The organism is Tardiphaga sp. OK245, assembly GCF_900108575.1.
GTDB lineage: Bacteria > Pseudomonadota > Alphaproteobacteria > Rhizobiales > Xanthobacteraceae > Tardiphaga > Tardiphaga robiniae.
In genome coordinates this window covers 109,911-124,232 of record NZ_FNWZ01000004.1, presented here as the reverse complement: position 1 = coordinate 124,232, position 14,322 = coordinate 109,911, and the positions used below count along the sequence as shown (strand labels likewise).

Sequence of the window (14,322 nt, the reverse complement as noted above, 5' to 3'; positions counted from 1 at the left end):
CAATGACGAAAGACAACGATCACCGTCCCACCATTACGGACCGTGCTGCCGATGTCGCTGTCTCGGCCCCGACGGTGGTCGGACGCGGCTTCATGACCTACGAACGGTACGACATCGCGATCATTCGCGCGGACGATGAGACGTTGCGGCAGCAGCGCGACGTGCTGCGTGCGAGCAAGGTGGCAGCAGTAATTCCCATCGATCTGGAGCGCGGCAAGATCGTACTGATCCACCAGTTCCGTTTGCCGGCGCATCTGGCCACGGGGCGTGGTGAGATGGTTGAGATCGTCGCCGGGCGGATCGATGGCGATGAAACGCCGCTCGCCGCCGCTGCGCGAGAATGCGCGGAAGAGATCGGCGTAACGCCGCAGCGTTTGTTTGAACTCTATAGCGTGCTGCCGACGCCAGGCTGCACCGACGAATATATCACGTTCTTTCTCGGCTTCGTCGACAGCAGCAAGGTGCCTGTTCGGGGCGGCCTCGTCGGAGAGACTGAGGATACGCGGCCCTTCGTGGTCTCCATCCACGACGCGATCGCGGCGCTGGATAGCGGTGTAATTCACAATGGCCTAATGGTGAGTGCCCTACAGTGGTTGGCGCTACATCGTGACCGACTGCAGGACTACTACGAGCGCGCGGTGCCTAGTCCAGCCGTTTGATGCTCGTGACATTGCTGCCGGCCGCCCTGATCCGCGCAATGGCGCCTTTCGTGTCCTCGATGGCCGTTGCCATGTGATGCGCATTGGCATGCACGATGGTGTCGGCATCGCGGGCGATGGCGACGTGGCCCTTCCAGAAGATCAGGTCGCCGCGCTTCAGATGCCGCATCTCGGCGTCTGTCAAGGCGCGGCCGAGGCCGCTCTCCTGCATGTCGCTGTCGCGGGGGCATCCGGTTCCCGCGGCGGTTAGTGCGATTTGCACCAGGCCGGAGCAATCGATACCGAGGCTGCTCTTGCCGCCCCAGAGATAGGGCGTGCCGATGAAGCGCTCGGCGACTGCAACGAAATCGTTTTCGAACGCATCGATCTCCGCGACATGCCGCCTCGGTGCGCAATGTCCGGCATTCGTCATCGCAAACGCATCGGTCATCTTGACGATGGCCAGGCGCGCGCCGAGCGGCAGCGTATCTGTCGGCGGCAGCTTGATGGAGGGCCCAGGGAAAAGGAACGTCCGGAGCGCGGTCACCTTGTGTGTCGGTGTCGGCCCGGGTGGATAGAGTGCGAGATCCGAGAGCCAGCCGACATAGCCGTCGCCATTGAGTTGGCCCCAGGCCCAGCCTTCGTCGTTGCGATCGTAGATGGTGAAGCGCTCGCCCTTCAAGGCCTGCGTGCTCATTTCGGCGCCGGCGAATGGCTTAAGCCGCATGGAGGTGACGCCATCGGCAACTTCAAATTCCTCGCCGTCAACGAAACGTGCGGCCTCGACCTGACCTTCAAGATATCGCGCGGCGACGTCTGGCCGCGCGGGCGTGAGCCTGGGGTCGCGTTTATCCATAGCGCTGGCTCAATAGCTGATAGATTGCGCGTGCCGCCTGGCATTCGCCGCCTTCGGGGCGCGCGGGTTTCGCCGACGGCGTCCAGCCATAGATATCAACATGCAGCCAGCTCCTGGCAGCTTCGACGAAGCGCTGCAGAAACAGCGCGCAGGTGATCGAGCCGGCAAAACCGCCGGATGGTGCGTTGTTGATATTGGCGACCTTGGAGTCGAGCCAGGCATCGTAGGGCGCCCAGAGCGGCAGTCGCCAGAGCGGATCGTTCTGCTCCTTCGCACAGCGCGCGACGTCGAGCGCCAGCGTCTCGTCATTCGTATAGTAGGGTGGTAGCTCGGGTCCGAGCGCCACGCGCGCAGCGCCGGTCAGTGTGCCCAGATCGACCAGCAGGTCCGGCTTCTCCTCATCGGCATAGGCCAGCGCATCGGCCAGCACCAGGCGGCCCTCGGCGTCGGTGTTGCCGATCTCGACGGTCGGGCCCTTGCGCGACTTGAAAATATCGAGCGGGCGGAAGGCGTTGCCGGCAACGGCGTTCTCCACCGCAGGGATCAGCACGCGCAACCGCACTTTCAGTTTGGCGTCCATCACCATCAGCGCCAGCGCCAGGACATTGGCCGCACCGCCCATATCCTTCTTCATGATCAGCATGCCGCTCGATGGCTTGAGATCGAGACCACCGGTGTCGAAGCAGACGCCCTTGCCGACCAGCGTCACCTTCGGATGCGACGGATCACCCCAGGAGAAATCGATCAGTCGTGGCGCACGTGTCGAGGCCATGCCCACGGCGTAGATCAGTGGGAAATTCTGTTGCACGAGGTCGTCGCCGATGATGCAGTTGAAGTCTGCACCAAAACGCGCTGCGAGATCCCTGGCGGCCGCGGCGAGTTCTTCCGGTCCCATATCGTTCGACGGCGTATTGATGAGATCGCGCGCCAGTGCTGCGGCCTCGGCGATACGGCTGATCTCGGCGACATCGACGCCCTCAGGCGGCACCAGCTTCACCTTGGGCTCATCATTCTTGCGATAACGGCCGAAACGATAGCTGCCGAGGGCGAAAGCGAGCACGGCGAGGCGGGTGTCGTGTGGTGCGTTGGCGAAACGGTAGGTGCCCGGTGGCAGCAGGCCGGGCAATTGCCCCGGGCGGAACAGGTCGCGGAAGGTCGCGCCGTCGTCTTCCAGCCCGAAGATGACCTGGGCGATTGCGCCATCTTCCGTCGGCAGCGCCAGCCAGGCGCCGGGCTTCGCCGCAAAACCGTGGGCCATGGCGAAAGCTCTCGCCCGCGCGGGGAGTGCTGCGCTGATTTCGGGCCAGGTCGTCTTGGTTGCGAAGGTGATCGGAATGGTGGATGCGGCGGCAGCGGTCTCGAAGGCGGAATGCATATGCAGAATCTCGCGAAAGGGAGCGGCAATGACACCTGAAGCGCAAAGGGCGTCAAGCGACGGTATTGGAGGATATGGCGTGGCCCGCGCCGATTAACCAGCCATTAGGGTTAACACTCTATTGCTGAAGGCATCCGGCTCGTCCGTCCGCTCCATTGTTGAGTCAAAGTGCCATGCGTCAGCCCCCTTGTCTTGCCCGGCTTTTGACGACCGCGGCAATGACGGCAATCCTGGCCAGCGGCCTTGCCGGCTGCAAGACGGCGGGCATGTCCGATATCACCGGTTCCCTTGGCGCTCGGGCGGAAGCACCAGCCGATGCCGATCCCGCCCGTGCGGCCGAAGTCTATGGCGAACGCTATCGCGCCAATCCCAAGGATGCTGACACTGCCCTGCGTTACGGCCAGGCGCTCCGGGCCAACGGCCAGCGGGCCCAGGCCGTTTCGGTGTTCGAACAGGCGACGCTGACGAATCCCGGCAACAGGCCGCTGCTGGCAGGCTACGGCCGCGCGCTGGCCGACGCCGGCAGCTTCCAGCGCGCCTTCGATGTGCTGACCACCGCACATAGCCCAGCCAATCCGGACTGGCGTATCCTGTCGGCACAAGGCGCCGTCCTTGACCAGATGGGGAGGCATGACGAAGCCCGCCGTTACTACGACAGTGCGCTGAAGATCAGGCCGGAGGAGCCGTCCGTGCTCTCCAATCTCGGTCTGTCCTACATGCTTTCGAAGGATCTGCCGCAGGCCGAGGCAACGCTGCGCCGCGCGCAGGGCCGCGGCAATGTCGATCCGCGCGTTCGCCAGAATCTCGGTCTCGTGGTTGGCCTGCAAGGCCGGTTCGGTGAAGCGGAATCCATCGTGAGGGCTGACCTGCCGCCAGACGAAGCAGCGGCGAATGTCGCCTATCTCAAGCAGATGCTGAGCAGTAAAGGTCAGCCCCGCCTGGGCGCCCGGGACGACGACGCACCGCGTCGGTCGTAATTTCTCGCAGGTCAAATTTCGCAATGACGTTGAGCAAGGCCAAGCTCACCGGCGTCACTGCATCGCTGCGACCTTGATGCCCGTTGGGCCGAGAATGACGACGAACAGAACCGGCAGGAAGAACAGGATCATCGGCACCGTCAGCTTTGGCGGCAGCGCGGCGGCCTTCTTCTCGGCTTCGTTCATGCGCATGTCGCGGTTTTCCTGCGCCATCACGCGAAGGCTCTGACCGAGCGGAGTGCCGTAGCGTTCCGACTGCATCAGCGCCAGACAGACTGATTTGACGCCCTCCAATCCGGTACGCTTTGCGAGGTTCTCATATGCAACCTTGCGATCCTGCAGATAGGACAGTTCGGCCGTGGTCAGTGTGAATTCCTCGGCCAGCGCCACCGACTGCGTTCCGATCTCGATGGACACGCGGCGAAACGCGACTTCGATGGACATGCCGGATTCGATACAGATCAGCAGCAGATCGAGAGCGTCCGGAAACGCGCGGCGGATCGAAAGCTGGCGTTTGGTGATTGCATTCTTGAGAAAGATCATCGGCGCTTGCAGGCCAAGATAGGCGGCACCGAGGCACATGCCGATCTTGATGGGCATCGACTGTTCCATGCGCGAGATGACGAACACATAGAGGATCGCGAAGACGAGGAACACGATCGGCGTGACGGCGCGGAAGAACAGGAAGGTGATATAAGGCGCTTGGCCGCGATAGCCGGCCATGACCAGCTTGTCGAGCGCGGCTTCCTGCGCCAGCCATTTGCTGAGGTTGAAGTCGGTTACAACCTTGGAGACGAGTTGCTTCGGCGTCTGGCGCAGCGACACTCTCTCGCCTTTGGCCATGCGGTCCCGCTCGCGCTGCCGCAGCCGCTCCCGCTCGCTGGCGACCGCTTTCATCCGCTTGGCGAGACCGTCGCCGGCGAACAACGGCGTAAGCAGGCTGTAGGCTGTTGCTGCAACCGCGATCGCGGCAAGCAGCATCGTCATGAAACGGATGTCGTGAAGCTTTGCTATCAGGAGATCGAGCATGCCAGCACCATCAGAAGTCGAAGTTGATCATGCGCTTCATGACGTAGATGCCGCAGGACATCCAGACCACGCAGGCCGCCAGCATCAGGCGGCCTGTCGGATGGGTCCACAGCAGCGAAATATATTCAGGCGTGCTGAGATAGACGAGCAACATCACGATCGGCGGCAGCGAGCCGATGATGCCGGCGGACGCCTTGGCTTCCATCGACATGGCCTGGATTTTCTCGGCCATCTTCTTGCGGTCGCGCAGCACCTTGGAGAGATTGCCAAGAGCTTCCGAGAGGTTGCCACCCGACTTCTGCTGAATCGCGATGACGATGCCGAAGAAGTTGGCCTCCGGAAGCGGCATGCGCTCATAGAGCCGCGCACAAGCCTCGCCGAGCGGCATACCGATCGTCTGAGTTTCGATGATGGCAAGAAATTCGCTGCGTAGGGGTTCCGATGCGTCGGCGGCGACAACCTTGATCGAGTCGAATAGCGGCAGACCGGCCTTGATACCGCGAACGATGACGTCGACGGCATCTGGAAGCGCTTTGAGGAAGGCCGCCTCGCGCCGCTTCTTGAGAAAGCTGAGGATCCAGCGCGGCAGGCCGAAGCCGGCGGCGAATCCGAGACCGGCGGCCGCGAGCAGACCGCCGCCAAACATCATGGTCATTAGGAAGCTTCCGCCTCCCAGAATGCCGGAGATCACCATGAATTTCTGGTCACTCCAGTCGAGGCCGGCCTGCGCGATCCGGATTCCGAGCGGGATCTTCTTTTCCTTCTGAAGGCGTGCTTCGACTTCCTTGAGAGATCCTTCGACCTGCTCGCGCCGGGAGCGCTGGTTTTTGTCGACCTGGCGCGCCACGGGCTCCGTCCGCGCGACCGATGCACGGCGGGCTTCGGCCTTCTTCTCGCCGGACAACAGCGGATAGAGAAAAACCCAGGCCAGACCGCCGACAGCGATGCTGGCCATGAATGCCAATGCGAGCGCCTGCATGTTCATCATTCGCTCCTCAGTTCGGCGCAATGACTTCGGCAGCATCGAGCGCCGCCGCGAGCCGCTTCTCCTCGCCGTAATAGCGGGCACGATCCCAGAACCGCGGGCGGCCAATGCCGGTCGAGCGGTGCCGTCCGATGATGTTGCCGTTGGCGTCTTCACCGACCATGTCGTAGACGAACAGGTCCTGCGTAATGATGGTGTCGCCTTCCATGCCCATCACCTCGGTGATGTGCGTGATGCGGCGCGAGCCGTCGCGCAGACGGGCGGCCTGTACGATGACGTCGATCGACGCGCAGATCATTTCGCGAATGGTGCGCGAGGGCAGCGAGAAGCCACCCATGGTGATCATGGATTCGCAGCGCGACAGCGCTTCACGCGGATTGTTGGCGTGGAGGGTGCCCATCGAGCCGTCATGGCCGGTATTCATCGCTTGTAAGAGGTCGAATGCCTCGGGTCCGCGGACTTCGCCGACGATGATCCGCTCCGGGCGCATGCGCAGACAGTTGCGCACCAGTTCGCGCATCGTGACCTGGCCTTCGCCCTCGATGTTCGGCGGCCGAGTTTCGAGCCGCACCACGTGGGGCTGCTGCAGCTGAAGTTCAGCGGCGTCCTCGCAGGTGATGATGCGCTCGTCGTCGTCGATATAGTTGGTGAGGCAGTTCAGCAGCGTGGTCTTGCCCGAACCGGTACCGCCGGAGATCAGCACGTTGGCGCGGCAGCGGCCGATGATCTGAAGGATCTGGGCACCGTCCGGCGAGATCGCGCCGAATTTGACCAGCTGCTCGAGCGTCAGCTTGTCTTTCTTGAACTTACGAATCGTCAGCGCGGGACCATCGATGGCCAGCGGCGGCACGATGGCGTTGACGCGCGAACCGTCGGCAAGACGAGCGTCGCAGATCGGTGAGGATTCGTCGACGCGGCGGCCGACCTGGCTGACGATGCGCTGGCAGATATTCAGCAGCTGCTGATTGTCGCGGAAACGGATGCCGGTCTTCTGGATCTTGCCGGCAACTTCGATGAACACCGTGCCGGCGCCATTGACCATGATGTCGGCGATGTCGTCGCGCGCCAGAAGCGGCTCGAGCGGCCCGTAACCGAGCACGTCGTTGCAGATGTCGTCGAGCAGTTCTTCCTGCTCGGCAATGGACATCACGATGTTCTTGATCGCGATGATCTCGTTGACGATGTCGCGGATTTCCTCGCGCGCGGATTCGCCGTCGAGCTTGGCGAGCTGCGCGAGGTCGATCGCCTCGATCAGGGCGCCGAAAATCGTCGCTTTGACCTGATAGTAATTTTCGGAGCGGCGCTCTGCGATGACGGGGGCAGGTGCGGCGCGCGCGGGTGACAGCGGCGGCGATGACACAGCTGGTGGCGCAGACGCAGCCATCGCGCCGGGAGAGGGCTCCGGCGCGCTGGCGGGCTTGACGGCCCGGACATCGGTATCTGTTCCGCTACGCTTACCAAACACGACAACACTCCATGCGGTGAATTACTTCGACCGCAATTTCTCCAGGAACGGACCCAGGAAGGATCCTCGTGGCTTCTTGGCCTCGCCGCGGCCCGTCAGCCGCTGCGCAATTTGCAGAAAGAGTTCGGTGGTGCGATGGCCGGCCGCAATCTCGGCAATCATCTGACCATTGTTGGCGGCCGAGCCGAACATCTGTGGATCGAACGGGATCGTGACGATCGGCGGTGTCTCGATGGCCTTGGCGAATTCGCTGGCGCTGATTTCGGGCCGCTTTGGAACGCCGACCTGATTGAGGCAGTACAGCGGTGCGCGATCATTGGGACGTGAGGCCTTGATCAGATCGTACATGTTCTTGGTATTGCGCAGGTTGGCGAGATCCGGTGCTGCAACGATCAGGATGTCGTCCGCGCCGATCAGGGCCCGCTTGGTCCAGCCCGACCATTGATGCGGCACGTCGAGCACGATGCAGGGCATTGTCGACCGTAGCGTGTCAAAGATCGAGTCGAAGGCCTCGGCGCCAAAGTCGTAGACGCGGTCCAGTGTGGCTGGGGCAGCCAGCAGACTGAGATGGTCGGTGCACTTCGACAACAGTCGGTCGATGAAGGCGGTATCGACACGATCCGGCGAGAACACCGCGTCCGCGATGCCTTGCGGCGGGTCCTGGTTGTAGTCCAGCCCGGCAGTTCCAAAGGCAAGATCGAGGTCGGCGACAACGGAGTCCAGTGCCAGATCGCGCGCGATCGCCCAGGCGATGTTGTGAGCGATGGTGGACGCGCCGACGCCGCCCTTGGCGCCGACCACGGCAATGATACGGCCGACCGCCTTGGCTTCCGGCGCCGAGAACAGTCCGCAGATCGAACGAACGACGTCGATAGTCGCAACAGGCGCGATCACGTAGTCGCTGACGCCGCGACGAACGAGCTCGCGGTAGAGCGTGACATCGTTGACCTTGCCGATCACCACCACGCGGGTACCGGAATCGCAAACCGTCGCCAGTTGATCAAGGCCAGCGAGAATGTCGCCGCGCGGTTCGGTCTCGAGAACAATGACGTTCGGCGTCGGTGCCGACCGATAGGCCTCGATGGCCGCAGGCATGCCGCCCATCTGGATCTTGATGTGAGCCTTGCCCAGGCGCCTGTCCTCGGCGGCGGCCTGCACAGCGGCAGCGGTTTCCACGGTCTCGCAGAACGCCTGCACCGACACCCGCGGTGCCGGCGCAATATGCTCCTCTGCCGCGGGTGTTGCGGCGGAGGGCTGCTCGTCTGCGGTTTTCTGCGCGTAGCTAATCATTGGCCCACATTGCTGATTCTGGTCTTGTCTTCGGGATAGGTCGTCGCGGTGCTCTCACCCTTGCGATACTTGTCCAACACGAACGTACGTCGGCCGGCATAGACAGGGGTTTCGGCGCGCGGCTGAACCAGATCCGAAGGATTGGCGACCATGGCGGCGAGATTGCGTTGTTGTGCACAGCCGAGATTGTAGTACGGCTTGTTCGCGAGATAGCCCTTGTTCTTGATCGACGACGCAAGGTCGTCGGGCCAGGTGCCGCACGGACCGGCCGAAGCCGCGATCAGCGGGTAGCTGACGCGGATGGTCGGCAACATACGCGGATCGCTCGGCTGATAGCTGCGCATCAGGACGCCGTTCTGGGGCACGCCAATCGCCATCAGAAGCGAATGAACCTCACGATAAGACTCTCTGGCGGCGCGTGCATTCGGTGTATTGACCGGCACCTCCGCAGTGATGACGCCGGTGCCTTCGCGCAACCAGTCCTGACCGAGCGATACGACATCCGCGCGCTGTGTGGCCGACAGGCCGCCGCGCTGGCTACCGACGAAGACCTCGGTGGTCTTGGCCCGTTCTTCGACAACGATGGGATGCCGCAGCCGGTAATCGTCCGGTATGCTCGACGTGGTGTCCTGCGCAACGGTCTTGCAGCCGCCAAGCGCAAGCGCCAGGAACAGCAGCGCGCCAGTGGCGGTCCGTGTGCGCGAAGAGTGTATCGCTGTGTGATTGTTCATGGTCATCGGATACTTGCCCCGTCTCAATCCGTGATGAAGCCGAAAACGCCGCGATAGCTGCGCGTCGGTTGGGTTGGCTCGGTGCGGTGCGGTGCGCCATAGATGCGGTTGACGTTGCCGAGCAGATCGGCCTGCGGATCGGATGCATCCACGAAGCCGTCATCCGGACGCGAGAGATCCTTCTGCGCGACGGCGCGGACCACATAGGGCGTGACCAGGACCATCAGCTCGGTGTTGTTGTTGACGTAATCCCGGCTGCGGAACAGCGTGCCCAGCACAGGCAATTGCGACATGCCCGGCAGGCCGCTAATGGCCGCTTTGGTCTGCTGCTTGATAAGGCCGGCCATCACCATCGAACCGCCGGACGGAATCTCGAGCGTGGTGTCCGCACGGTTGACCTTGATCGCCGGGATCGAGGTTCCGCTGATCGTGACGGAATTTTCCTGCGATAGCTCGGAGACTTCGGTGCCGACACGCAGGCTGATACGACCTTCGCTCAGAACCACCGGCGTAAAGCCCAGCGAAATACCGAATTTCTTGAAGGTGATCTGCGTCGTACAGATTCGCGTCGTGGGATCGCAGGTATTGCCGCCGGGGACCGGGAATTCACCACCCGCAAGGAAATTGGCGGTCTCGCCGGAGATCGCGGTCAGCGTGGGCTCGGCAAGCGTCCGGATGACGCCGGCGTTTTCCATCGCCTTCAGCGTCGCCGTGACGGATGGCGTCGATCCGAAGGATGCCTTGAGGGCATTATCGGAGACCAGGCTGCTGCCGCGCGCCGTGAACGGGTTGCTATTGTTGAAGTTGACGACGGACGTGCCGTAGCTCATCGACGCCGACAGATCGACGCCGAGCTGCTTGACAATGTTGCGCTGGACTTCCGCAACGGTGACCTTGAGCATGACCTGATCACGCCCGCGCACCGAGATGCTGTTCACGACCTTGTCCATGCCGCCGACGAGGCGCGCCGCGAGGTCCGCGGCCTGCTGCGCTTCGACCTGGCTCGATGCCGTACCCGACAGCATCACGCTATCGCCGAGACCTTCGATGCGAATATCGGCATTGGGCATGGTCTGCTTGAGCGCGGCCCGAATACCGTTCAGGTCGCGCGTGACGGCGATATCATAGGCGGCGATCTGCTGGCCGCTGACGTCGAAGAATACGATGTTGGTCTGGCCTACGGTCGCACCGATGATGTAGGCGCGCTGCGCCGAACGTATGACGGCGTTGGCGATCTTGGGATCGGCGACCAGCACATCCTTGATGTCGCGCGGCAGGTCGATGACGATCGACTTGCCGATGCCGAGCGGCAGGAATTTCGCGTTCAAGGCGCCGGCGCTGCCGGCTTGCATGGACGCGGAGTCGGCCGCGAAAACGGGCGTCAATATGGGATTGATCGTGAGCGCCGTGATGGCGGTGAGCGACAGCGCGCGGGCTGCAAGAGCCCGCATCGATCCGCCTGTTGTGATGCGCTTCATCGCCTGCGTCCTCTTGATCACTTCGTCATGGTCGCGGTCGACGGGATGCCGTAACGCACGATGCTAATGCTGTCGCGCTTGCCGCCATTGGGATCTTCGACCGGCGCAGGCGCGTTAGCGTCGACCAGGGCCCGCAATGCCAGCGAGATCGTGCCGCTCTGCCGCGCGCGGGCGAGCAACTCGGCCTGTTCGGGCTTCAATTCGAGCGTTGCGGTCTTGCCGACGACCGAATTCTGACCGTCCTTTTCCTTGGGCGCCTGATCGATGGCGAGAACGCGGATATTGTTCAGGATGATCTCGGAGCTTATGGCCTCCGTGCCGCCGCGATCACCGCCGCGTTCGCGCTTCGACAGGATCACGTCGACGCGGTCGTTTGGCAGGATGAAGCCGCCGGCGCCCGTTTCCGGCGAAATTTCGGTGGAGACGGCACGCATGCCGGTCGGCAGAACGGCGGCCATGAAGCCAGCGCCATTGGCGCGCACAAGTTTCGGTTCGCGGATCGGTTCGCCGGCAATAAAGGCCGAACGCGCGATGGAGCCGGCGATTTGCGTCGCGGCGTCCGGGCGGCTGTTACGGCTGATGACATTGGTGCTCGCCGCAGATGCGGGCCAGGACTGCCACTGGACATCGTCGGGACCGAGCGCCTGACCGAGCGCGATATCGGCCTTGGCAACGAGAACGTCAGTTGTCGGGGCTTCGGCGACCTGAGGGGGCGGCGGTGTGTCCGATGTGCTCGCAAGATATAGCGCCACACTGCCAGCGCCGAGTGCAATGGCGAGGACCACAATGCGTGCGGTATTCATACGCTTCACTTTCCACATTACGCCGCGACGCTGCCGCCGCTGTAACGGGAGTTGACCAGTTATTCGTCAAAGCATGGTTAATGAGCGGTATCTAAATCGCGTTAATAGAAAGTTCCGATTTTAGTGAAGCGCGAAACGCGCCAGGTCGATCGTCTTCACCCATCCGGTGTCGGGGTAAACGAGCAGCGCGCCGAGGGCGAGGGCAATACCGTAGGGGATGCCGGTTTCCTTGTGATGCAGACGCATCAGCCAGGCCTGGCTGCCGAGCGCATAGGGCAGCGGCCACTGCCGGAACTGGAGCAGCAGCAACGTGAGCGCGCCGCCGAACAGCGAGGCGTAAACGAGGTAGTTCAGGAGATGATCGAAGCCGAACCACAGTCCTGCCGCCGCGGCGAGCTTGGCATCGCCGCCGCCGACCCAGCCGAACGCGAAACAGGCGAAAGCGACCACCAGCACCAATGCCCCCGCGCCGAGATGCGACATCGCATCGTGAAGACCCATTCCGCCGAAGATCGCCAATACGGCGAAGCCCGCCACCAGCAGCAGCGAGATGCGGTTCGAAATGGTCATCGTGAAAAGGTCGCTGATCGCCGCATAGGCCATCAGGCCCGGGAGCAACAGAAGGCGTACTAAATCGAGGATCATGGCGTCAAAGGCCCGTTGTGGCGACAACGGAAAATCTAGCCAGCAGAAATGAACAATCGGACAACAAGAAATGATTTACCAAACGCTGGCGATGCGGATCGCGACCGCAATCAGGGCGAGGATCAGCGCCGTGCAGATCAGGCCTGCCGGATCGCGCAGCGTGAGCTGAACCCCCTGCAGGACAGAGCGTGGAATGTCGGGATGTCTCATACGCACAATACTCGCGACGACCGGTGAGCAACATTCCAAAACAAAAAAGGCTCCGGAAACCGGAGCCTTCGATGCACGCGTAACAGTCGCTTACTTGAGCGAGGTGTTGATATCGGCGAACTTGCCGTTCAGCTTGGTGCCGAGGCCGTTAACGACTGCGATAATGGCCAGCGAGATGCCGGCAGCAATCAGGCCGTATTCGATAGCGGTGGCGCCGGACTCATCCTTCATGAAACGCGAAACGAGGTTCTTCATAATACAAAACTCCATATGTGCACGTGGCTGTCGATCGTGATGCCTGGTCTCCCCGGCGTTCTCAGCACCGTGACCATGAGGGAACACTAGGAGTGGGGAATTGCAGTGCGGTTAATTCGATTGATGAAAGTCGGTCGCATTTGTCTCTTCTTTTGCACGGTAAATACCTACTTAAGACGATTTTAGAATGACTTGGGTTTGATGACACCACGCGTGTCCTTTTCGCTTCATTGCTCCTTAAGCATACCGCGGTAACTCTTGGCCTTCGAATACCGCGAGGCCGCGATGACGACACTCCCCTTCGATATCCTGAATATGTTCGGTGAGACCATCATGAAGGTGGTCCCGATCACACTGGCTCTGGCCGTAGTCTTTACGGTGCTGACGCATTTCTGGGCCTGCAATCCCGGCAAGCACTGGTGGCGCAAGACGGAGATCGTGACCGACGTGGTCTACTGGTTCTTCGTGCCGCTGATCACCCGCGTCGTGCGGATCGGACTCCTCGTGCTCGGCGCTGCCGTCATCTTCAATATTCACGATGCCGATGAATTGATCGCCTTCTACGATAACGGACACGGGCCGCTGGCGCAGATGCCGCTCTGGGTACAGGCGCTCTTCTTCCTCGTGGTGTCCGACTTCATGCTGTACTGGCTGCACCGGATGTATCACGGTGGCGGCTTCTGGAAATACCACGCGATCCATCACTCGTCGGAAGAGGTGGACTGGATCTCCGCGGCGCGGTTTCATCCGGTCAATCTGTTTCTCGGCACCGTCGCGGTCGACGTGCTGCTATTGATGGCGGGTATCTCGCCGAACATCATGCTGTGGGTCGGACCGTTCACGACCTTCCACTCGGCTTTCGTGCATGCCAATCTGAACTGGACCCTCGGGCCGTTCAAATATGTGCTGGCGACGCCGGTGTTTCACCGCTGGCACCACACCTCGCAGGAGCGCGGCGGCAACACCAATTTCGCCGGCACGTTTCCGATCTGGGACATTATGTTCGGGACCTTCCGCATGCCGAAGGGTGAACTGCCGGACAATTACGGTGTCGACGGCGAGCCTTTGCCGACCGAATTCACCGGGCAACTGGCCTATCCGTTCAAGCAGTAGCACGCTCTTCCTGCTCCTCCCCCAAGCGGCGTAGCCGCGCTGAGGGAGGGATTCCTCTGGCGCCTACGCGCCATCGCAGATTCAACTGTCAAACAGCCACGACCCTTCAGACATGCGTCATCGCCCCCATTGTTTGCGGCGCGGGGGCGCCGTCGTGTCTTGCATTCCCGCCCCCTGTGAGAGGGCGTGCGGAACGCCGGGTGCCCGTTGCACCCTTGGGCCTGATGCGAATGCGGTCTTCCGCAGGTTAGTGTGCATCAGGACTTTCGGAGGCGCCGAGCGCTTGCCTGGCGTTCCGCATGCGGTGTTTTTTCGGTTGCTTGCACATCTGCCATGGCGAACGGTCCCATCACCAAAATTAATGTCCCAGGGCGGAGGGACAGGGTAGCCGCAAAGCACTTGGCCGAACGCGTTTCGATTTGGTCGTCCGTCACACTGTCCCGGAGTCTTTCCATCCCAAGGCCAAACGTCT

At 62.1% G+C, this 14,322-nt stretch carries 15 protein-coding genes; 3 read left to right on the top strand and 12 right to left on the bottom strand.

Going from position 1 to position 14,322, the window contains the following annotated elements; translation table 11 throughout:
• Positions 1-2 precede the first annotated feature (2 nt).
• Positions 3-659 (top strand): NUDIX domain-containing protein, encoded by a 657-nt coding sequence (locus BLW80_RS19180; protein WP_093759233.1) that lies wholly within the window; start codon positions 3-5, stop codon positions 657-659.
• Here BLW80_RS19180 and BLW80_RS19175 read toward each other — a convergent pair.
• Together BLW80_RS19175 and BLW80_RS19170 are read right to left on the bottom strand one after the other, a co-directional pair.
• On the bottom strand, positions 643-1,494 hold the full coding sequence (locus tag BLW80_RS19175) for a C40 family peptidase (RefSeq protein ID WP_093759232.1): 852 nt from the start codon (positions 1,492-1,494) through the stop codon (positions 643-645). The genes BLW80_RS19180 and BLW80_RS19175 overlap by 17 nt on opposite strands.
• Positions 1,487-2,869 carry a leucyl aminopeptidase family protein gene (locus tag BLW80_RS19170; protein WP_093759231.1) on the bottom strand — a complete coding sequence of 461 codons (1,383 nt, stop codon included), beginning with the start codon at positions 2,867-2,869 and terminating at the stop codon, positions 1,487-1,489. The genes BLW80_RS19175 and BLW80_RS19170 overlap by 8 nt, the downstream gene beginning before the upstream one ends.
• A 173-nt stretch (positions 2,870-3,042) precedes the next feature.
• On the opposite strand from BLW80_RS19170, the gene BLW80_RS19165 reads away from it, so the two are divergent.
• Complete coding sequence (locus BLW80_RS19165) at positions 3,043-3,846, top strand: tetratricopeptide repeat protein (protein WP_093759230.1); 804 nt, start codon at positions 3,043-3,045, stop codon at positions 3,844-3,846.
• A gap of 54 nt (positions 3,847-3,900) precedes the next feature.
• Here BLW80_RS19165 and BLW80_RS19160 read toward each other — a convergent pair whose 3' ends face one another.
• From BLW80_RS19160 to BLW80_RS19120, 10 genes are all read right to left on the bottom strand, one after another.
• Complete coding sequence (locus BLW80_RS19160; protein ID WP_089261544.1) at positions 3,901-4,875, bottom strand: type II secretion system F family protein; 975 nt, start codon at positions 4,873-4,875, stop codon at positions 3,901-3,903.
• 10 nt (positions 4,876-4,885) lie between these two features.
• Positions 4,886-5,860 carry a type II secretion system F family protein gene (locus BLW80_RS19155; RefSeq protein ID WP_093759956.1) on the bottom strand — a complete coding sequence of 325 codons (975 nt, stop codon included), beginning with the start codon at positions 5,858-5,860 and terminating at the stop codon, positions 4,886-4,888.
• 10 nt (positions 5,861-5,870) lie between these two features.
• Positions 5,871-7,325 (bottom strand): TadA family conjugal transfer-associated ATPase, encoded by a 1,455-nt coding sequence (locus BLW80_RS19150; RefSeq protein ID WP_093759229.1) that lies wholly within the window; start codon positions 7,323-7,325, stop codon positions 5,871-5,873.
• Positions 7,326-7,346: 21 nt separating this feature from the next.
• Complete coding sequence (locus BLW80_RS19145; protein WP_093759228.1) at positions 7,347-8,615, bottom strand: CpaE/TadZ family protein; 1,269 nt, start codon at positions 8,613-8,615, stop codon at positions 7,347-7,349.
• Positions 8,612-9,346, bottom strand: a complete 735-nt coding sequence (locus tag BLW80_RS19140; RefSeq protein WP_439074070.1) for a CpaD family pilus assembly protein — start codon at positions 9,344-9,346, stop codon at positions 8,612-8,614. The genes BLW80_RS19145 and BLW80_RS19140 overlap by 4 nt, the downstream gene beginning before the upstream one ends.
• 23 nt (positions 9,347-9,369) lie before the next feature.
• Complete coding sequence (locus BLW80_RS19135; RefSeq protein WP_093759954.1) at positions 9,370-10,824, bottom strand: type II and III secretion system protein family protein; 1,455 nt, start codon at positions 10,822-10,824, stop codon at positions 9,370-9,372.
• A 17-nt stretch (positions 10,825-10,841) separates the two neighbouring features.
• The gene (cpaB, locus tag BLW80_RS19130; protein ID WP_093759226.1) at positions 10,842-11,627 is read right to left on the bottom strand and encodes a Flp pilus assembly protein CpaB; all 786 of its coding nucleotides are present in this window, start codon (positions 11,625-11,627) and stop codon (positions 10,842-10,844) included.
• A gap of 120 nt (positions 11,628-11,747) precedes the next feature.
• The gene (locus tag BLW80_RS19125) at positions 11,748-12,272 is read right to left on the bottom strand and encodes an A24 family peptidase (protein ID WP_093759225.1); all 525 of its coding nucleotides are present in this window, start codon (positions 12,270-12,272) and stop codon (positions 11,748-11,750) included.
• A gap of 75 nt (positions 12,273-12,347) precedes the next feature.
• The gene (locus BLW80_RS30935; protein ID WP_283805505.1) at positions 12,348-12,482 is read right to left on the bottom strand and encodes a hypothetical protein; all 135 of its coding nucleotides are present in this window, start codon (positions 12,480-12,482) and stop codon (positions 12,348-12,350) included.
• A 90-nt stretch (positions 12,483-12,572) separates the two neighbouring features.
• Positions 12,573-12,737 (bottom strand): Flp family type IVb pilin, encoded by a 165-nt coding sequence (locus tag BLW80_RS19120; RefSeq protein WP_093759224.1) that lies wholly within the window; start codon positions 12,735-12,737, stop codon positions 12,573-12,575.
• A 285-nt stretch (positions 12,738-13,022) separates the two neighbouring features.
• Between BLW80_RS19120 and BLW80_RS19115 the strand changes: the two genes are divergently transcribed.
• A complete protein-coding gene (locus BLW80_RS19115; protein WP_093759952.1) occupies positions 13,023-13,850 on the top strand; it encodes a sterol desaturase family protein in 828 nt (275 codons plus the stop codon).
• Positions 13,851-14,322 lie beyond the last annotated feature (472 nt).

Coding starts and splice junctions, on each gene's coding strand:
- BLW80_RS19125 (WP_093759225.1), bottom strand. CDS start 12,272: ATGATCCTCGATTTAGTACGCCTTCTGTTGCTCCCGGGCCTGATGGCC.
- BLW80_RS19165 (WP_093759230.1), top strand. CDS start 3,043: ATGCGTCAGCCCCCTTGTCTTGCCCGGCTTTTGACGACCGCGGCAATG.
- BLW80_RS30935 (WP_283805505.1), bottom strand. CDS start 12,482: ATGAGACATCCCGACATTCCACGCTCTGTCCTGCAGGGGGTTCAGCTC.
- BLW80_RS19115 (WP_093759952.1), top strand. CDS start 13,023: ATGACGACACTCCCCTTCGATATCCTGAATATGTTCGGTGAGACCATC.
- BLW80_RS19140 (WP_439074070.1), bottom strand. CDS start 9,346: ATGAACAATCACACAGCGATACACTCTTCGCGCACACGGACCGCCACT.
- cpaB (WP_093759226.1), bottom strand. CDS start 11,627: ATGAATACCGCACGCATTGTGGTCCTCGCCATTGCACTCGGCGCTGGC.
- BLW80_RS19145 (WP_093759228.1), bottom strand. CDS start 8,615: ATGATTAGCTACGCGCAGAAAACCGCAGACGAGCAGCCCTCCGCCGCA.
- BLW80_RS19135 (WP_093759954.1), bottom strand. CDS start 10,824: ATGAAGCGCATCACAACAGGCGGATCGATGCGGGCTCTTGCAGCCCGC.
- BLW80_RS19170 (WP_093759231.1), bottom strand. CDS start 2,869: ATGCATTCCGCCTTCGAGACCGCTGCCGCCGCATCCACCATTCCGATC.
- BLW80_RS19120 (WP_093759224.1), bottom strand. CDS start 12,737: ATGAAGAACCTCGTTTCGCGTTTCATGAAGGATGAGTCCGGCGCCACC.
- BLW80_RS19155 (WP_093759956.1), bottom strand. CDS start 5,860: ATGAACATGCAGGCGCTCGCATTGGCATTCATGGCCAGCATCGCTGTC.
- BLW80_RS19160 (WP_089261544.1), bottom strand. CDS start 4,875: ATGCTCGATCTCCTGATAGCAAAGCTTCACGACATCCGTTTCATGACG.
- BLW80_RS19175 (WP_093759232.1), bottom strand. CDS start 1,494: ATGGATAAACGCGACCCCAGGCTCACGCCCGCGCGGCCAGACGTCGCC.
- BLW80_RS19180 (WP_093759233.1), top strand. CDS start 3: ATGACGAAAGACAACGATCACCGTCCCACCATTACGGACCGTGCTGCC.